At 70.0% G+C, this 17011-nt stretch carries 18 protein-coding genes; 10 read left to right on the plus strand and 8 right to left on the minus strand.

Going from position 1 to position 17011, the window contains the following annotated elements:
* Nucleotides 1-145: 145 nt before the first annotated feature.
* Together MOTC310_RS06355 and MOTC310_RS06360 are read right to left on the minus strand one after the other, a co-directional pair.
* Complete coding sequence (locus MOTC310_RS06355) at nt 146-3310, minus strand: efflux RND transporter permease subunit (protein ID WP_331301177.1); 3165 nt, start codon at nt 3308-3310, stop codon at nt 146-148.
* Nucleotides 3311-3359: 49 nt separating this feature from the next.
* On the minus strand, nt 3360-4613 hold the full coding sequence (locus MOTC310_RS06360; RefSeq protein ID WP_331301178.1) for an efflux RND transporter periplasmic adaptor subunit: 1254 nt from the start codon (nt 4611-4613) through the stop codon (nt 3360-3362).
* Nucleotides 4614-4868: 255 nt separating this feature from the next.
* Between MOTC310_RS06360 and MOTC310_RS06365 the strand changes: the two genes are divergently transcribed.
* Nucleotides 4869-5096: an HOOK family protein gene (locus MOTC310_RS06365; RefSeq protein ID WP_331301179.1), complete on the plus strand. Its 228-nt coding sequence runs from the start codon at nt 4869-4871 to the stop codon at nt 5094-5096.
* Between the two features lie 451 nt (nt 5097-5547).
* Entirely contained in the window at nt 5548-5727 is a 180-nt protein-coding gene (locus tag MOTC310_RS06370; protein WP_331290628.1) for a hypothetical protein, read from the plus strand.
* On the opposite strand, the gene MOTC310_RS06375 is transcribed toward MOTC310_RS06370, so the two are convergent.
* The 3 genes from MOTC310_RS06375 to MOTC310_RS06385 are packed head-to-tail and all read right to left on the minus strand — an operon-like array spanning nt 5728 to nt 7800.
* Nucleotides 5728-5916 carry a hypothetical protein gene (locus MOTC310_RS06375; protein ID WP_331301180.1) on the minus strand — a complete coding sequence of 63 codons (189 nt, stop codon included), beginning with the start codon at nt 5914-5916 and terminating at the stop codon, nt 5728-5730.
* A gap of 19 nt (nt 5917-5935) precedes the next feature.
* Entirely contained in the window at nt 5936-6550 is a 615-nt protein-coding gene (locus tag MOTC310_RS06380) for a cysteine hydrolase family protein (protein WP_331301181.1), read from the minus strand.
* Nucleotides 6547-7800 carry a GNAT family N-acetyltransferase gene (locus tag MOTC310_RS06385; RefSeq protein WP_331301182.1) on the minus strand — a complete coding sequence of 418 codons (1254 nt, stop codon included), beginning with the start codon at nt 7798-7800 and terminating at the stop codon, nt 6547-6549. The genes MOTC310_RS06380 and MOTC310_RS06385 overlap by 4 nt, the downstream gene beginning before the upstream one ends.
* Nucleotides 7801-7897: 97 nt before the next feature.
* Between MOTC310_RS06385 and MOTC310_RS06390 the strand changes: the two genes are divergently transcribed.
* The 6 genes from MOTC310_RS06390 (at nt 7898) to ureG (ending at nt 13198) form a co-directional block, all read left to right on the plus strand.
* Complete coding sequence (locus MOTC310_RS06390) at nt 7898-8911, plus strand: LysR family transcriptional regulator (protein WP_331290632.1); 1014 nt, start codon at nt 7898-7900, stop codon at nt 8909-8911.
* 126 nt (nt 8912-9037) lie between these two features.
* A complete protein-coding gene (locus MOTC310_RS06395; RefSeq protein WP_331301183.1) occupies nt 9038-9658 on the plus strand; it encodes an urease subunit gamma in 621 nt (206 codons plus the stop codon).
* A 2-nt stretch (nt 9659-9660) separates the two neighbouring features.
* Complete coding sequence (gene ureC / locus MOTC310_RS06400; RefSeq protein ID WP_331301184.1) at nt 9661-11388, plus strand: urease subunit alpha; 1728 nt, start codon at nt 9661-9663, stop codon at nt 11386-11388.
* A 12-nt stretch (nt 11389-11400) separates the two neighbouring features.
* The gene (locus tag MOTC310_RS06405; RefSeq protein ID WP_331301185.1) at nt 11401-11895 is read left to right on the plus strand and encodes an urease accessory protein UreE; all 495 of its coding nucleotides are present in this window, start codon (nt 11401-11403) and stop codon (nt 11893-11895) included.
* Nucleotides 11861-12571, plus strand: a complete 711-nt coding sequence (locus tag MOTC310_RS06410) for an urease accessory protein UreF (RefSeq protein ID WP_331301186.1) — start codon at nt 11861-11863, stop codon at nt 12569-12571. Before MOTC310_RS06405 ends, MOTC310_RS06410 begins: the two co-directional genes overlap by 35 nt.
* A gap of 9 nt (nt 12572-12580) precedes the next feature.
* Complete coding sequence (gene ureG, locus MOTC310_RS06415) at nt 12581-13198, plus strand: urease accessory protein UreG (protein ID WP_273558523.1); 618 nt, start codon at nt 12581-12583, stop codon at nt 13196-13198.
* 39 nt (nt 13199-13237) lie between these two features.
* On the opposite strand, the gene MOTC310_RS06420 is transcribed toward ureG, so the two are convergent.
* The gene (locus tag MOTC310_RS06420) at nt 13238-13468 is read right to left on the minus strand and encodes a hypothetical protein (protein WP_331301187.1); all 231 of its coding nucleotides are present in this window, start codon (nt 13466-13468) and stop codon (nt 13238-13240) included.
* Nucleotides 13469-13668: 200 nt separating this feature from the next.
* Here MOTC310_RS06420 and MOTC310_RS06425 point away from each other — a divergent pair, with 200 nt between their 5' ends.
* Together MOTC310_RS06425 and MOTC310_RS06430 are read left to right on the plus strand one after the other, a co-directional pair.
* Nucleotides 13669-13872 (plus strand): DUF3311 domain-containing protein, encoded by a 204-nt coding sequence (locus MOTC310_RS06425; RefSeq protein WP_056528530.1) that lies wholly within the window; start codon nt 13669-13671, stop codon nt 13870-13872.
* Entirely contained in the window at nt 13869-15329 is a 1461-nt protein-coding gene (locus MOTC310_RS06430; protein WP_331301188.1) for a sodium:solute symporter family protein, read from the plus strand. Before MOTC310_RS06425 ends, MOTC310_RS06430 begins: the two co-directional genes overlap by 4 nt.
* A 6-nt stretch (nt 15330-15335) precedes the next feature.
* Here MOTC310_RS06430 and MOTC310_RS06435 read toward each other — a convergent pair whose 3' ends face one another.
* Both MOTC310_RS06435 and MOTC310_RS06440 read right to left on the minus strand, forming a co-directional pair.
* The gene (locus MOTC310_RS06435) at nt 15336-16109 is read right to left on the minus strand and encodes an ABC transporter permease (RefSeq protein ID WP_331301189.1); all 774 of its coding nucleotides are present in this window, start codon (nt 16107-16109) and stop codon (nt 15336-15338) included.
* Entirely contained in the window at nt 16106-16981 is an 876-nt protein-coding gene (locus MOTC310_RS06440) for an ABC transporter permease (RefSeq protein WP_331301470.1), read from the minus strand. Before MOTC310_RS06440 ends, MOTC310_RS06435 begins: the two co-directional genes overlap by 4 nt.
* Between the last annotated feature and the right edge of the window lie 30 nt (nt 16982-17011).

Genomic DNA, 17011 nt, shown 5'->3' on the forward strand with positions numbered 1-17011 from the left:
GCTGCCCGGCCATTGGCTTCGGGACGCCTCTTCCGCGACGCTCAGCGTCTCTGCGCGCGGAGCGAAGCGATCCAGATGCGCCACGCTCGCCGACGGCGCGCTGCCCTGGATCGCTTCGCTCCGCTCGCGAAGACGGCGGTCGGCCTCACTCCGCCGCGCGCAACGCCGGCGGGCCGCGGACCTCCTCCACCGGCTCGGGGTCATCGAGCGCCGCGTCCACCGCCCGCGGCTTGTCGCGGAACGAGAAGCGGTGCGCCAGCCGGTCGAGGTAGATGTAGATCACCGGCGTGGTGAACAGCGTCAGCACCTGGCTGACCGCGAGGCCGCCCACCATGGCGTAGCCCAGCGGCTGCCGGATCTCCGAGCCGGTCCCGGTGGCAACCATCAGCGGGATGCCGCCGAGCAGGGCCGCCATCGTGGTCATGAGGATCGGCCGGAAGCGCAGCAGCGCGGCCTTCCGGATCGCGACCTCGGGCGAGAGGCCCTCCTCCCGCTCGGCGACGATGGCGAAGTCGACCAGCATGATGCCGTTCTTCTTCACGATGCCGATGAGGAGGATGATGCCGATCAGCGCGATCAGGCTGAAGTCGAACCCCGCCCACATCAGCACCGCCAGGGCGCCGACGCCGGCCGAGGGCAGCGTCGACAGGATGGTGATCGGGTGGATGAAGCTCTCGTAGAGGATGCCGAGGATCAGGTAGACCACGAACAGGGCCGCCAGGATCAGCAGCGGCACCGTCGAGAGCGATTGCTGGAAGGCCTGGGCGGTGCCCTGGAAGCCGCTCACCACGGTCGGCGGGACCTGCAGCTCCCGCATCGCCCGGCCGATCGCCTCCGTGGCCTGCCCGAGGGCGACGTCGGGGGCGAGGTTGAAGCTGATCGTCACCGCCGGGAACTGCCCCTGGTGGTTCACGGCCAGCGGCGCCACCGGAACCGTCGTCCAGCGGGCGAAGGCCGCGAGCGGCACCTGCCCGCCGCCGATCGGCGCCTTGATGTAGATCCTGTCGAGGCTCTCGACGCTGCCCTGCAGCGCCGGCAGAACCTCCAGGACGACGTGGTAGCTGTTGAGCTGCGTGAAGTACTGCGCGATCTGGCGCTGGCCGAACGCGTCGTAGAGCGTGTCGTCGATGAGCTGGGGCGTGATGCCGTAGCGCGAGGCGGCGTCGCGGTCGATCGACAGCGTCAGCGTCGTGCCGCGGGTCTGCTGGTCGGTGGCGACGTCGCGCAGCTCCGGCAGCGTCTTCATCTTGTCGAGGATGCGCGGCGCCCAGGTGTTCAGCTCGGCGAGGTCCGGGTCCTGGAGGGTGTACTCGAACTGCGTCCGCGAGGTGCGGCCGCCGGTGCGCACGTCCTGGGTCGCCTGGATGAAGGTCCGGATGCCCTCGACGCGCTCCAGCTTGGGGCGCAGCCGGCCGATCACCTGGAAGGCGTTGACGTCGCGCTCGTCGCGGGGCTTGAGCGTGATGTACATGCGTCCGGAATTGAGCGCCTGGCCGTTGCCGCCGAGCGACATGCCGACGGTGGCGACCGCGGGATCGGCCTGGACGATCGCGCCGACCTTCTCCTGCAGCGCCTTCATCGCCGAGAAGGAGATGTCCTGCGACGCCTCGGTGACCCCGATCATGAAACCGGTGTCCTGCTGCGGGAAGAAGCCCTTCGGGATGGCGACGAACAGGTAGCCAGTCAGCGCCAGCGTGGCGAAGAAGACCAGCAGCGTGACGCGGCGGAAGCGCAGCGCGACGTCGAGGGCGTCGGCGTAGACCGCGAGCAGCCAGTCGAAGGCGGCCTCGCTCATGCGGTAGAGGCGGCCGTGGCGCTCGGCGTCGTGGGACTTCAGCAGCCGCGAGGCCATCATCGGGGTCAGCGTCAGCGAGACGAAGGCCGAGACCGCGATGGTCATCGACAGCACCACGGCGAATTCCCGGAACAGCCGGCCGATGATGCCGCCCATCAGCAGGAGCGGGATCAGCACGGCGATCAGCGAGACCGAGATCGACACGATGGTGAAGCCGATCTCGCCGGCGCCCTTGAACGCGGCCTCCATGGGCCGCATTCCCTCCTCGACGTAGCGGCTGATGTTCTCGAGCACGACGATGGCGTCGTCGACCACGAAGCCCACCGAGATGGTCAGGGCCATCAGCGAGAGGTTGTCGAGGGTGTAGCCCGCCATCCACATCAGCGCGCAGGCGCCGAGCAGCGCGAGCGGTACGGTCACGCTCGGGATCACGGTCGCCCAGAAGCTGCGCAGGAAGACGAAGATCACCCCGACGACCAGGGCGATCGTCAGCAGCAGGGTGAACTGCACGTCCTCGACCGAGGCGCGGATGGTCTGGGTGCGGTCGCTCAGGATGCCGACCTTGATGGCGGCCGGCAGCGTGGCGGTCAGGCGCGGCAGCTGGGCCTTGATGCTGTCCACCGTGTCGATCACGTTGGCGCCGGGCTGCTTGAACACGACCAGGAAGATGCCGCGCTTGCCGTTGGTCCAGCCGGCCTGCTTGGTGTCCTCCGGACCGGCGACGGCCTGGCCGATGTCGCGCACCCGCAGCGGCGCGCCGTCACGATAGGCGATGATGACGTCGTTCCAGTTCTGCGCCGCGGTGAGCTGGTCGTTGGCGTAGATCGTGTAGCTGTGGCTGCCGCCGTCGATGCTGCCCTTCGGATTGTTGACGGTGGTGAGGGTGAGCTGCGCGCGCACGTCTTCCAGCGACAATCCCTTGGCCACGAGCTTGGCCGGATCGATCTGGATTCGCACCGCGGGCTTCTGCTGGCCGCCGATGAAGACCTGGGCGACGCCGGAGATCTGGCTGATCCGCTGGGCGAGCTGCACGTCGACCGCGTCGTCGACGTCGATCAGCGGCATGCTGTCGGACGTGGCCGAGAGCAGCAGGATCGGCGAGTCGGCCGGGTTGACCTTGCGATAGGTCGGCGGGGTCGGGAGATTCTTCGGAAGCTGGCCGCTGGCGGCGTTGATCGCTGCCTGGATGTCGCTCGCCGCGCCGTCGATGTTGCGGTTGAGGTCGAACTGGACCGTGACCGTCGAGATCCCGAGGGAGCTCGTCGAGGTCATCTGCGACACGCCGGGAATCTGCGAGAACTGCCGCTCCAGGGGCTGCGCCACCGACGAGGCCATCGTCTCCGGGCTGGCCCCGGGGAGCTGCGCGGTCACCTGGATGGTCGGGAAATCCACCTGCGGCAGCGGCGCGACGCCGAGCAGCGGGTAGGCCACGATCCCGAGGAACAGGATGCCGACCATGATCAGCGTGGTCGCCACCGGAAACCGGATGAACGGCGCCGAGATGCCGCCCTTCATGGCCGGTCCCCGCGCGGGGACGCGCCCGCCGTGAGGCGTGTCGCGCGCGTCACTGGACCGCCTCCGCCTGCGCGGTGTGGGCCGCGTGCGGATCGGCCACGAGGCTGCCGTCCTGCACCTTGTACTGCCCGGCGACGATTACCCGCTCGCCGGGCCGGAGGTCGCCGCTGAGGATCCGGGTCCGTCCCAGATCCGAGCGTCCCGCCTTCAGCGCGCGCTGACGCGCCCGGTTGGCATCGTCCACCACGAAGGCGAACAGCCCGTCCGGCCCGTGCTGGATCGCGTCGTCCGGCACCGTCGTGGCGACCGCCACCGTCCCGACCCGCATCTTGGTGGAGACCGACAGGCCCGGCCACAGCGCGTGATTCCTGTTCTCGAAGACCGCCTTGAGGCGGATCGTGCCCGTCGCCGTGTCGACCTGGTTGTTGAACAGGGCGAGCTTGCCGTCCGCGAGCTTGGTCAGCCCGTCCGACGTCCAGGCCTCCACCGGCACGTCGCCGGCCTTGAGGGCCGCGGTGATCGCGGGCAGCTGGTCCTCCGGCGCCGTGAACACCACGAAGATCGGCTCGACCTGCGTGATCGTCACGATCGGGGTCTGCCCGGCCGCGTTGACGATGTTGCCGATATCGACCTGCCGGAAGCCCGTGACGCCGTCGATGGGCGCCCGGATCGTGGCGTAGCCGAGCTGCGTCGTGGCGTTGTCGATGGCGGCCTGATCGGACGCCACCTGCGCGGTGAGCTGGGCGACCAGGGCCGTCTGGGTCTCGGTCTGCTGCCGGGAGGCGTAGGCGCCGAGCCCGGTGTAGCGGACGAGGTCCGCCTTCGCGTTGCCGAGATTGGCCGTATCCTGCTCCTTCTTGGCCTTCGCCTGATCGAGCGCCGCCTGGTAGGGCCGCGGGTCGATCTGCACGAGCACGTCGCCCTTGTGGACGGTCTGGCCCTCGCGGAACGCGACGTGGTGGATCTCGCCGTCGACGCGCGTGCGCACCTGGACGGTGTTGTACGCCTGGACGGTGCCGAGGCCGTTCGACACGAGGGCGAACGGCCCCTGCTCGACGGTTCCCAGGGTGACCGGCACGGGAAGGGGTGCCGCCGCCTTGGACTTCACGACAGGTTGGTTCAGGCGCGTGTAGCCGTAGGCGCCGCCGCCCGCGACGGCGAGCAGCAGCAGGATCAGGCCGGCCGCGCCGGAGCGTCTGGGTGCCGGCCCGGCGGCGTGTCGACGCTCGTCACCCTCGCTCCGGAACGCGACGGTCTCGTCCGATCGCGCCGCGTCGCGGTCGTGCACATCCCCACTCAGCATGCGCCGGTATCCGCCCGTTGATCCCGCCGCTTCGCGGTCCAGGATAATTTTGCATTCAATAGCATACAATGCGTCCGCCGGACATCGCGGCGATCCACGGATCGCGGCAATGTTCCGCAGGTCGAAAGCGTGCTACCGCCGCGAATAGAGGGTCGCGTCGCGCCGCCGGACGCCCCGTTCGGACAATCCGTGCCCGGTGCGGCCTCGCGAGGTGTCCGCCGATGCCGCGCCGAGGATGTGAGACCGGGACGCCGCATGGCCGCGACTCTGGAACTGGATGGCCTGAACGAACTGCGCGACGCGCTGATCGAGGAGCGGCAGATCATCGTCGCGTCGGTGCGCAAGCTGCGCGACGCGCGGCGACAGAAGGGCACCTTCGTGCTGGGCGACGGCGCGGAAGCCGGGCCGCGGCTCGTCGCCGTGCAGGAGCAGATCGAGGTGGTCGAATCCATCATCGTCGCGCTGACGCAATCCCCGGCCTGACGCGACCGGGCTCGGATCTCGGAAGAGCCGACCCGGCGCCCGCGCACAGGCCGCTGCCGATCGGGATTGGCACAGTTCGGTGTCCGAGATGTTTCTGAGGCTTTCGCCAACCCGGCCCGCGGGGTCGACAGTTTCCGCGGGGCAGGTGTCGGGAAATGGCTCGATCATATCGGTCTAAACTGCGATATTTACTGCCATGATGTTATGGTGATTTGATCTAGCGCAGAGACCGATTGTAGTTCACGGTGCGCGAAGCGTCGCCGCAGCGCCGCGCGTGCAGCGTTTCCGGCGCGAGGCGCCTCGCGCCGGCTCACGGAACAGTTTGCCGGCATTGGATTGAGCTGCGCGTGACGATCGCGCCGGCTTGTACAAGATCTGCCCATCTTTCGGGCTGGACGATCGCGCCGCTGACCTGTTAGCGCACCGCAACTCAAGGCGCGGAACTTCGAACATGGACGCCTTCGATCACGCCGAACTGGCGCGCAACGCCGACGAAACCATCGATACGCCTCACGAGAGCGAGCGTCTCGCGCTCTGGCGTGCCCTCGACGCCGACAGGAGCGCGCGGGACGAGCGGACCGCGCGTCTGCGCGCCATGCGCCTCATCGGTGGCGAGGACGGGACCGACTGATCACTCGGTCTTCGTACCACCGTCCGTCAGCCGGCCCGCGAGCACGAACCCGACCGCCATCGCCATGGCCTCGGCCTGCGCGATCAGCGTCGGTTCGCCGGCGTCGCGCGCCGCCTGCAGAAGCTGGATCGCGTGCTGGCCGAGGCGCAGGTCCACATCCTCGTCACCGGCCGGGACCACGCCCGACATTCCCGGATTCTGGCCTCGGTCAGTCATTGGCGTGCGTGGGTCTCGAAGCGGTGGGCAGGGGCTTGAACGGCGCGGAGGCCGCGACCCAGGATTGCGTGTCCGTGACGTCGCCGAACACGCGCATCACCGCGCTCACCGACCGGTGGATCTCGTCGGCAGAGATGCCGTCGAGGTCGTGGCTCGCGGAGGCGTCGGACAGGAAGGTGACCTCCTGGCCCCGGTGGAACCCGTCGACCGCCGTCGCGAGGCAGGACGACTCGCCGGCGAAGCCCGCGATGACGAGCGGCGGCGACCCGCGCTCCATCGCGTCCGCGAAGGCGGGGCTGGCGTAGCAGGAGGGGCGATCCCGATCGAAGATCATGTCGCAGCCGTGCGGCTCGAAACCCTCGATCCAGCGAACGAAGCGGCTGCCCGCCTGGAACAGCGGGGCGCCGACCCAGCGGACATAGATGACCTGCATGCCGCTCGCGCGGGCATGCGCGAGCGCGCGGCGGCAGTTCAGGAGCGCGGGTGCGATCTTCGGGAGGGCGAGCGGACGCCCGGCGATCTCGTATTCCTGCTGCATGTCCACCAGCACCAGCACCGGGACGCTGCGCGGCCGGCGATAGAGCGCCGGGTTGATCGGCCGGTTCATCGCGCCGCGACCTTCCGGTCGACGGAGGGCCGTGTGACGGCGCGGCTGCGCGAATGGTCGAGGGCACCGGCCCGGTGCCAGCGGCCCTCCGGCCGGATGATGACGTAGGGGTCCGCGCCGAGGCCGATCGCCTGCGGGTGCGGCTCCGCCTCGAGCAGCATCTCGACATAGTCGAAATCCGAGAAGACTAGCTCCTGCGCGCCCTCGAAGACCCGGAAGCCGAAGCGGCTCCAGAAACCGACCAGGCGCTTCTGGGCGTGCCCGTAGAGTCTTCGGTAGCCCTTCACCCGGGCCAGCTCGATCCCGGCGCGGACCAGCGCGAAGGACAGGCGCGTGTTGCGGAACTCGGCCCGGACGGCCAGGCGCTCGATCTTGGCGAAATCCGCGAAGAACCGGATGCGCAGGCAGCCCGCCGGCTCGTCCCCGACGTAGCCGATCAGGTGCGTCGCCGAGAGATCGTTGCCGTCGAACTCCTCCTCGTACGGGCAGGCCTGCTCCGCCATGTACACGGCGGCGCGCAGGGCGATCACGCGGGCCAGATCCTCCATGTTGCGCGCGACCGCGACGCTGACACCGGTCCCGCCCGGCCGGTGGCTGTCGTACGGCGGCGCCGGCTCCGCCTTCGGCCCGCGCGCGAAGTGGTACAGGGTCCCGCGGGCCGAGGTCTGCGCCGTGAAGCCCAGCGCCGTCAGGAGATCGGCCCCCTCCGGGGTCGCCGCGCGGGCGTAGAAATCGACGCCCCGGTAGGTCGGGCTTGACAGTCGATCGAAGACGAGGCCGACGCCGCCGGAGAGCCGCCGCCGCGCGTGGACGGCCCAGACGTAGATTCCGGCCGGGCGCTCGTGCTGGCCCGCCAGCATCGCGGCGGGCGGATCGGACGCGTCGAGCGTCCCGTTCTTGAGAGCGGTCACGCCGGCGGCGTTCAGCGTCAGGCAGGCGACGAAGCCTTCACCCTGCGGATCGGCGGCATTGAACTTGTGTCTCTGAGCAATAGCCAGGACGCTGTCAGGATTGATCGACATCACCCGCTGGACGGTGTGCAGGGGCGCGAGGTCGGGCAGGTCGGCGCGCGCGGCCGCGATCAGCCGTGCCAGATCGTCCGGTGTCGGCGTGAAGATCACGAGATGACGGGCAATCCGGCCGACCTGAAGCGCGTTCAGCGCGTGCCGCGGCTCCGGAGAGACTAGCGCTGTACCGAATTGATCCGGGTCCTTCGCGACGAACTCCGCGCGAGCAACGTGCACCGTCATCGGATGACCTGTCATTCGGGTACGGATTGACGGTCCAGCACTTCGCATCTAGCGCTCTGGCTGTATGTGCAAACTTTGGAACAGGGGTGTTCCGTCCATGGAACAGGCGGAGGCGAGCCGGGATCCGATGCCCGACTGGCAGAGCATCCGGGTCTTCCTGGCGCTCCAGCGGTCCGGCAGCTTCCGCTCGGCGGCGGCGAAGCTCGGCCTCTCGGTGAACTCGGTACGGCGCCGGATCGACGATCTCGAAACGCTGATCGGCGCGCCGCTGATGACCCGCCACGTCGACGGTATCCGCCTCACCGCCGAGGGCCACGCGATCCTCGCGGCCGCGGGCCGGATGGAGGCCGCGGCCTTCAGCCTGGTGCGCACCGGCGAGGGAGCCCCCTTCGCCGAGACCGGCGAGGTGCGGATCGCCGTCACGGAGGGGCTGGGGGCCTTCTGGCTCGCGCCGCGGCTCGTCGAGTTCCAGCGCGCCAACCCGCGCCTGACCGTCGACCTGCGCTGCGCGATGGAATCCGCCGACGTCCTGCGGCTCGAGGCCGACGTGGCCATCCAACTGACGCGACCGACCAGCCCGGACCTGCGCATCGTCAAGCTCGGCCGGATCCACATGATGCCGTACGCCGCGCGGAGCTACGAGGAGACCTACGGCCTTCCCCTCCGCCCCGAGGATCTCGAGCGCCACCGGATCGTGGTCCAGGACGGCGGCCAGACCGTCGCCCTGGAGGACTACGTGCGGACGGTTCCCGGCTTCCCCGCGAAGGTCCCCGTCACCCTGAAGGTGAATGTCAGCAGCGCGTATTACTGGGCCATCGCCAAGGGGGCCGGGATCGGCCTTCTGCCGACCTACGCCAGCGCGATCGGCGCGCAGGTGATTCCGGTGGACAATCTCGGCCGCTTCAGCGTCGACATCTGGCTGACCTACCACCCGGATGCCGAGCGGATCACCCGGGTGCGGCGGACGATCGACTGGCTGCGGGCCTCCTTCGACCCGAAGCGCTATCCCTGGTTCCGGGACGAGTTCATCCACCCCCGCGACTTGCCGGGCGCCGTGAAGGGCGCGCCCCTGCCCGACCTGTTCGCGGGCTTCGTCGCCATGACGCCGTGAGGTCGCCGCAGCTCCGCTCGTGCGCCGCGACGACCGGTGGTCCGGGTCCTGCGACGGCCGCCGCACGCCCTTGACCGGGCCGCGCGCATGATCCTTGCTCCGGCCGCCGCGACGACGAGGTTGCCCGTGCTGCTGACGCCCCGAGAGAAGGACAAGTTGCTCATCGCCATGGCGGCGCAGGTGGCGCGGAACCGCCTCGCCCGCGGCGTGAAGCTCAACCATCCGGAATCGGTGGCGCTGATCACCGATTTCGTGGTCGAGGGCGCGCGGGACGGCCGCACCGTGGCCGATCTCATGCAGGCCGGCGCCGCCGTGCTGGCCGCCGACCAGGTCATGGAGGGCGTCGCCGAGATGATCCACGACATTCAGGTGGAGGCGACCTTCCCGGACGGCACGAAGCTCGTCACCGTGCACCACCCGATCCGCGGCGCGGCCTCGGCCGATATCCCCGGCACGGTGACGACCTTGCCGGGCGAGATCGTGTTCAACCCCGGCGCCGAGCGGACCGTGATCGAGGTCGCCAATGTCGGGGACCGTCCGATCCAGGTCGGCTCGCACTACCATTTCTTCGAGGTCAATCCGGGCCTCGTGTTCCCGCGCGAGCAGGCCCGCGGCAAGCGCCTCGACATCGCGCCGGGCACCGCCGTGCGCTTCGAGCCGGGATCGACGCGGGAAGTCGCGCTGGTGCCGCTGTCAGGCGGGCGCACCGTCTACGGGTTCCGCGGCGACGTGATGGGCAAGCTCTGACCATGGCCAACACGCCCAAGCCCGCCAGCCTGCCGCGGTCGGCCTACGCCGACATGTTCGGCCCCACCGTCGGCGACCGCATCCGCCTCGCCGATACCGGCCTGGCGATCACGGTCGAGCGCGACTTCACCACCTACGGCGAGGAGGTGAAATTCGGCGGCGGCAAGGTCATCCGCGACGGAATGGGCCAGAGCCAGGCCACGAACGCCGACGGCGCCGTCGACACGGTGATCACCAACGCCGTGGTTCTCGACCATTGGGGCGTCGTGAAATGCGATGTCGGGATCGTGCGGGGCCGGATCTTCCGGCTCGGCAAGGCCGGCAACCCGGACGTGCAGCCCGGGGTCGACATCGTGGTCGGGCCTGGGACTGAGGTGATCGCCGGCGAGGGCAAGATCCTGACGGCGGGCGGCTTCGACAGCCACATCCACTTCATCTGCCCGCAGCAGATCGAGGAGGCGCTCTGCTCGGGCATCACCACGATGCTCGGCGGCGGCACCGGACCGGCGCACGGCACCTTCGCCACCACCTGCACGCCGGGCCCCTGGCACATCGCCCGGATGATCGAGGCGGCGGATTCCTTCCCGATGAACCTCGCCTTCGCCGGCAAGGGCAACGCGTCCCGGCCGGAGAGCCTCGTCGAGATGGTGCGCGCGGGCGCCTGCGCGCTCAAGCTGCACGAGGATTGGGGCACCACGCCCGCGGCGATCGACACCTGCCTGTCGGTGGCGGACGCCCACGACATCCAGGTCATGATCCACACCGACACGCTCAACGAATCGGGCTTCGTCGAGGACACGATCGCGGCCTTCAAGGGCCGGACCATCCACGCCTTCCACACCGAGGGCGCGGGCGGCGGCCACGCACCGGACATCATCAAGGTGGCCGGGTTGCCGAACGTGCTCCCGTCCTCGACCAACCCGACGCGGCCCTACACGTGGAACACGATCGACGAGCACCTCGACATGCTCATGGTCTGCCACCACCTCGACCCGTCGATCCCCGAGGATCTCGCCTTCGCGGAGAGCCGGATCCGGCGCGAGACGATCGCGGCCGAGGACATCCTGCACGATATCGGCGCGCTCTCGATGATGTCGTCCGACAGCCAGGCCATGGGCCGCGTCGGCGAGGTCATCATCCGGACGTGGCAGACCGCCGACAAGATGAAGCGCCAGCGCGGCGCGCTGGCGGGCGACACCTCCGGCACCGACAACCTGCGGGCGCGTCGCTACGTCGCCAAGTACACGATCAACCCGGCCATCGCGCACGGCATCTCCCGGCACATCGGCTCGGTGGAGCCCGGCAAGCTCGCCGACCTCGTGCTATGGAATCCGGCCTTCTTCGGCGTGAAGCCCGACCTCGTGCTGAAGGGCGGCAGCATCGCGGCCGCGCCCATGGGCGACCCCAACGCCTCGATCCCGACGCCGCAGCCGGTGCATTACCGGCCGATGTTCGGCGCCTACGGCCGGGCGCCCTTCGCCACCGCCCTCACCTTCGTCTCCAGGGCGGCGGTCGAGGACGGACTGCGGGAGCGGCTGGGGGTCCAGAAGGAGCTGGTCGCGGTGGAGAACGTCCGCGGCGGCATCTCGAAGAAGAGCATGATCCTCAACGACGCCACCCCGGTCATCGAGGTCGATCCGGAGACCTACGACGTGCGCGCCGACGGCGAGCTGCTGGTCTGCGAGCCGGCCGAGGTCCTGCCGATGGCGCAGCGCTACTTCCTGTTCTGAGCGCGGCTATCCATGATCCGCGCCACCCGCATCCTCCGCCGCGACGCCCTGTCGGGCGGCGAGATCGTCGACCGCGTCGTCCTCGATCACGGCGACCGCCACCGCCGCCGCGTCGCGATGCGCGGCGCCGGGGGGCTGGGCTTCCTGCTGGACCTCCCGGAGCCGGCCGTGCTGGAGGACGGCGACGCCCTGGTCCTGCAGGACGGTCGCCTCGTCTGGGTCGAGGCGGCGCCGGAGCGCCTGCTCGAGATCCGGGCCTCCAGCGATCACGCCCTCAAGCGCCTGATCTGGCACATCGGCAACCGGCACATCCCCGCCGAGATCGGCCCGGACGCGGTCTGGATCGCGCACGACCACGTTCTCGCCGAGATGGTCCGGGGCCTCGGCGGCACGGCCGAGCCGGTGGAGCGCCCGTTCCGGCCGGAGGGCGGCGCCTATTCCGGCGGCCACGGGCACGACCACGACCACGCGCATGACGGCCACCATCACCACCATGCCGCAGATTGAGGCCCTGGAGGCGCTCCGCCTGATGGCGTGGCTGTCGCCCGGCTATCCGGTCGGTGCCTACGCCTACTCGCACGGGCTGGAATGGGCGGTCGAGGCGGGCGACGTCCGCGACGAGGCCAGCCTGACGGCGTGGCTCCGGGACGTCTGCGAGCGCGGCGCCCTGCGCAACGACCTGATCCTGGCCGCGCACGCCCACGCGGCGGCGCTGTCATCGGACGGCGCCGCGCTGATCGCCGTCAACGACCTCGCGCTGGCCCTGGCGCCGTCGCGCGAGCTGCACCTGGAGACGAGCCAGCAGGGCCGGAGCTTCCTCGACGCGACGCGGGGCGCCTGGCCGTGCGACGCCCTCGCCGCCCTGGCCGAGCCCCTGACGGGTCCGGTCGCTTACCCGGTCGCGGTCGGCCTCGCGGCGGGCGCGCACCGCATGGCGGTCGGGCCGGTGCTCGCCGCCTACGGCCTCGCCTTCCTCCAGAATCTCGTCTCCGCGGCGCTCCGGGCGGCGCCCGTGGGTCAGGCCGCCGGCACGCGGGTCGTCGCCGCCCTCGCGCCGCGCATCGCCGGGCTCGCCGACTCCGCCGCCGAGGCGGGTCTCGATTCCCTCGGGACCGCCACCCTCCGCCTGGATCTCGGCTCCTTCCGCCACGAGACCCAGTATTCCCGCATCTTCCGATCCTGAGCCCGCAGCATGACCTCCACGAACGGCCCCCTCCGCGTCGGCATCGGCGGACCTGTCGGCTCCGGCAAGACCGCCCTGATGGAGCAGCTGTGCAAGCGATTCCGCGATCGCTACGAGATCTGCGCCATCACCAATGACATCTACACGAAGGAGGACGCGCGGATCCTCACGGTCGCGGGCGCCCTTCCGGAGGAGCGCATCCTCGGCGTCGAGACCGGCGGTTGCCCGCACACCGCGATCCGCGAGGATGCCTCGATCAATCTCGCCGCCGTCGCCGAGATGAACCGGCGTTTCCCGAAGCTCGACCTCGTTCTGATCGAATCCGGCGGTGACAACCTCGCGGCGACGTTCTCGCCGGAACTCGCCGACATCACGCTCTACGTCATCGATGTGGCCGGGGGCGAGAAGATCCCGCGCAAGGGCGGTCCGGGCATCACCCGATCCGACCTGCTGATCGTCAACAAGACCGACCTCGCGCCGCTCGTCGGCGCGGACCTGTCGGTGATGGAATCCGATACGCAGCGGATGCGCGGCACCCGCCCCTACGTCTTCGCGTCGCTGCGCGAAGGGGCGGGCGCGGACGCGGTGGCGCGCTTCGTCGAGGAAGCGGGCGGCCTGGGCCGCTGAGCCGACGAGCCGGTCCGCTCCACCGGCGCGTGGACGAGACTAGCGCCCGGCCTCGGCCGAGCGCGCGCGGATCGACGACGCGCTCGGGCCGCCCATGAGCGCGTCGAGGCGACTCATCCGGGCGTCGAAACCGGTCATGACGGTCCGGCGTGCCTTGATCGCGGCATTGGGCTGCGCTTTGGCGGACGTGTGACGCGCGCGGGCCTCGGCTCCGACCGCCGGAAGGGCGAGGAGCGCGGCCAGCGCCGCGATGGTCAGAGTGCGGATCATGTCGTGAAATCCCTCGGGCGTCCGCCGTGTCGGACAGCGCGACGGTTCACGAAACTATGCGCGCCCGAGGTGCGGCCGCGTGCGCGAGCGCACAGCACGAAGAAGTGATGTCGATCCGCGTCGGCGCGCCCTCGCGGCGTTGACAGCGGCCGATCAGTGATTCAACCCGCGTTATCGGGGCCTTCTGAACGGTATCGCGCATGCGAAATCTGCGGTGGCTGGCCGCCCTGCCCTTCCTCGGCATCCTGGTCGGACCCTTCTTCCTGAACCGGGTCGAGCCCTTCGTGTTCGGCCTGCCGCTGCTCCTCGCCTGGCTGGTGTTCTGCGTGATCGGAACCTCGGCCGTGATGGGGGTGATCTACCTGACCGACCCACAGAACCGCGCGCCGGAGGATCCGCGATGAGCATCGCGCTCGTCATCGTGGCGGCCGGCTTCGCGCTGGCGATCGGGCTCGGCCTCTACGCGCGGGTCGGCCGCGAGATGGGGCTGGAGCAGTGGACCGTCGGCGGCCGCGGCTTCGGCACCGCCCTGGTCTTCCTGCTGATGGCCGGAGAGATCTACACGACCTTCACGTTCCTCGGCGGCTCCGGCATCGCCTACGGCAAGGGCGGACCGGCCTACTACATCCTCTGCTACCTGACGCTCGCCTACGTCACCTCGTACTGGCTGCTGCCGCCGGTCTGGCGCTACGCCAAGCAGAACAACCTCTACACGCAGCCCGATTTCTTCGCGCGCAAGTACGGCAGCCGCGCGCTGGGCATGCTGGTGGCGCTCGTGGGGATCGTCGCACTCGTTCCCTACCTCGTGCTGCAGTTCAAGGGGCTCGGGATCATCGTCTCGACGGCGTCCTACGGGGCGATCTCGTCGACCGCCGCGGTCTGGATCGGCGCGGCCGCGCTCACCGCCTACGTGGTGGTGTCGGGCGTGCACGGCTCCGCCTGGACGGCGGTGATCAAGGACACGAGCATCCTGTTCGTGGTGGTCTTCCTCGGGATCTACCTGCCGGTCCACTATTACGGCGGCTACGAGGGCCTGTTCACGGCGATCGAGGCCGCGAAGCCCGGCTTCCTGGCCCTGCCCGACCGCGGCCAGAGCCCGACCTGGTTCACCACCACGGTCCTGCTCACAGCGCTCGGCGGCTACATGTGGCCCCACACCTTCGCGTCGCTCTACACGGCGCGCGAGCCGGGCGCCTTCCGCCGCAACGCCGTGATCCTGCCGATCTACCAGCTGATCAACCTGTTCGTGTTCGTGATCGGCTTCACCGCCGTGATGCAGGTGCCGGGCCTGACGGGGCCCGACGTCGACCTGTCGCTGTTCAAGCTGTCCCTCGCGACCTTCCCGCCTTGGGTCATCGGGCTGATCGGCGCCACGGGTGTGCTCACCGCCCTCGTCCCGGGCTCCATGATCCTGATCGCCGGGGTCACGCTGGTGGCCAACAACCTCGTTCGCCCCTTGCGCCCGGGCATGGACGATGCCGCCACCGCGCGGCTGTGCAAGATCCTCGTTCCGGTTCTGGCGCTGGTCTGCGTCGGCTTCACCCTGTCGGGCGGCGACACGATCGTGCAGCTCCTGCTCATGGGCTACAACTTCGTGACCCAGCTCTTTCCCTGCTTCATCACCAGCCTGATGCGCCGCAATCCCCTCGACCGCCGCGCCGCGATCGCCGGCATCGTCGCGGGCGTGACCACCGTCGCGGCGACCGTCCTGAGCGGGTTCAGCCTGGCGAAGCTGCCTATCCTCGGTCCGCTTCAGGACGTGAATGTCGGCATCGTGGCGCTGGTCGTGAACGTCATCGTGACGATCGTCGTGGCGCAGACGGTGCGCGCGGGCGCGGCCGCCGCGCAGGCCGCGGAGTGACGCCGCTCAGGCCTGCCCGCGGCGAGCGGTGAGCCAGGACGCCAGCAGCACCGCGGCGCTCACTAGCCCGACGAGGAGGGTCGAGGCCGCGTTGATCTCCGGATTCACGCCGAGCCGGACCTGGCTGTAGAGCCGCATCGGCAGAGTGGTCGAGCCCGGGCCGGAGACGAAGCTCGCGATCACCAGGTCGTCGAGCGACAGGGTGAAGGCGAGGAGCGCGCCAGTCGCGAGGGCGGGCGCCAGCAGCGGCAGCGTCACGGTCACCAGCACGCGCGCCGGCGCCGCGCCGAGATCGGCCGCGGCCTCCTCCAGGGACCGGTCGAGGCCGCGCAGGCGCGCGCCGACCACCACCGCCACGAACCCGGTGCAGAAGGTCGTGTGCGCGATGACGATCGTGACGAGGCCGCGGTCCAGCCCGATCCCGATGAACATCAGCAGGAGGGACAGGCCGATCATCACCTCCGGCATCACGATCGGCCCGAAGACGAGGCCGGTGAACAGGGCGCGCCCGCGGAAGCGGCCCTGCCGCTTCAGCGCCAGGGCCGCGAGGGTGCCGAGGATCGTGGCGAGCAGGCTCGCGAGGATCGCGACCTTCAGGGAGACCCAGGCGGCCGACAGGAGCGGCGCGTCGGCGAGCAGCGCGCCGTACCAGCGCGTCGAGAACCCGCCCCAGACCGTGACCAGGGGCGAGGCGTTGAACGAGTAGACGATAAGCACGACGATCGGCCCGTAGAGGAAGCCGAGGCCGGCCGCCAGGGCGGTTCGGGTCACCCAGGTCACGGCGCCTCGCCCTCGCCCGCGCGCAGGCTGTCCCGGAACAGCACCACCGGTCCGAGGACGATGGCCAGGATCAGCACGGCGACCGCCGAGGCCAGGGGCCAGTCGCGGTTGGAGAAGAACTCAGTCCAGAGCACCCGGCCGAGCATCAGCGTCTCCGAACCGCCAAGCAGGTCCGGGATGACGAACTCGCCGACCATCGGGATGAAGCAGAGCCCCGCGCCGGCCGCGATCCCCGGAAGGCTGAGCGGCACGGTCACGGTCCAGAACACCCGGCTCGGCGCGGCGCCGAGATCCGCCGCGGCCTCGCGCAGGGCCGGGTCGAGGCGATTCATCACCGCGTAGAGCGGCAGCACCATGAAGGGCAGGTAGGCGTAGACGAGGCCGACGATCACCGCCGCTTCGGTGTTGAGGATGGTGAGCGGCGCGTCGATCAGCCCGAGCCGGCGCAGGGCGAGATTGAGCAGACCCTCGGGCTTCAGGATCGCGATCCAGGCGTAGACGCGGATCAGGAAGCTCGTCCAGAACGGCACGATCACCAGCGCCACGAGGAGCGGCTGCCAGCGGGCCGGCGCCCGCGCCAGGGCGTAGGCGAGCGGCGTGCCCAGCGCGACGAGGATCAGGCTGGCGACGCCCGCGTAGGTCAGGGAGCCGAGGGCCGCGTCGCGGTAGAGGGGGTCGGCGTAGAGGGTCCGGTAATTGTCGAAGTTCAGGGCCTCGAGGAAGGTCGACCAGCCGTCGAGCCCGCCGCGCCAGTCGAGCAGCGGCAGGTAGGGCGGGATCGCCGTCGCCGGCTCCGACAGGCTGATCTTGAGCGTGATGGCGAAGGGCAGCAGGAAGAACGCCGCCAGCCACAGAAAGGCCGGCAGGCGCATCAGCCGGTCGAACAGCCCGACGGGCTTCCG

The organism is Methylobacterium oryzae (assembly GCF_036441375.1).
GTDB lineage: Bacteria > Pseudomonadota > Alphaproteobacteria > Rhizobiales > Beijerinckiaceae > Methylobacterium > Methylobacterium oryzae_A.

Excerpts from the sequence above, each read along its gene's own strand:
- MOTC310_RS06355 (WP_331301177.1), bottom strand. The coding sequence starts at position 3,310 with ATGAAGGGCGGCATCTCGGCGCCGTTCATCCGGTTTCCGGTGGCGACC.
- MOTC310_RS06360 (WP_331301178.1), bottom strand. The coding sequence starts at position 4,613 with ATGCTGAGTGGGGATGTGCACGACCGCGACGCGGCGCGATCGGACGAG.
- MOTC310_RS06365 (WP_331301179.1), top strand. The coding sequence starts at position 4,869 with ATGGCCGCGACTCTGGAACTGGATGGCCTGAACGAACTGCGCGACGCG.
- MOTC310_RS06370 (WP_331290628.1), top strand. The coding sequence starts at position 5,548 with ATGGACGCCTTCGATCACGCCGAACTGGCGCGCAACGCCGACGAAACC.
- MOTC310_RS06375 (WP_331301180.1), bottom strand. The coding sequence starts at position 5,916 with ATGTCGGGCGTGGTCCCGGCCGGTGACGAGGATGTGGACCTGCGCCTC.
- MOTC310_RS06380 (WP_331301181.1), bottom strand. The coding sequence starts at position 6,550 with ATGAACCGGCCGATCAACCCGGCGCTCTATCGCCGGCCGCGCAGCGTC.
- MOTC310_RS06385 (WP_331301182.1), bottom strand. The coding sequence starts at position 7,800 with ATGACGGTGCACGTTGCTCGCGCGGAGTTCGTCGCGAAGGACCCGGAT.
- MOTC310_RS06390 (WP_331290632.1), top strand. The coding sequence starts at position 7,898 with ATGGAACAGGCGGAGGCGAGCCGGGATCCGATGCCCGACTGGCAGAGC.
- ureC (WP_331301184.1), top strand. The coding sequence starts at position 9,661 with ATGGCCAACACGCCCAAGCCCGCCAGCCTGCCGCGGTCGGCCTACGCC.
- MOTC310_RS06405 (WP_331301185.1), top strand. The coding sequence starts at position 11,401 with ATGATCCGCGCCACCCGCATCCTCCGCCGCGACGCCCTGTCGGGCGGC.
- MOTC310_RS06410 (WP_331301186.1), top strand. The coding sequence starts at position 11,861 with ATGACGGCCACCATCACCACCATGCCGCAGATTGAGGCCCTGGAGGCG.
- ureG (WP_273558523.1), top strand. The coding sequence starts at position 12,581 with ATGACCTCCACGAACGGCCCCCTCCGCGTCGGCATCGGCGGACCTGTC.
- MOTC310_RS06420 (WP_331301187.1), bottom strand. The coding sequence starts at position 13,468 with ATGATCCGCACTCTGACCATCGCGGCGCTGGCCGCGCTCCTCGCCCTT.
- MOTC310_RS06425 (WP_056528530.1), top strand. The coding sequence starts at position 13,669 with ATGCGAAATCTGCGGTGGCTGGCCGCCCTGCCCTTCCTCGGCATCCTG.
- MOTC310_RS06430 (WP_331301188.1), top strand. The coding sequence starts at position 13,869 with ATGAGCATCGCGCTCGTCATCGTGGCGGCCGGCTTCGCGCTGGCGATC.
- MOTC310_RS06440 (WP_331301470.1), bottom strand. The coding sequence starts at position 16,981 with ATGCGCCTGCCGGCCTTTCTGTGGCTGGCGGCGTTCTTCCTGCTGCCC.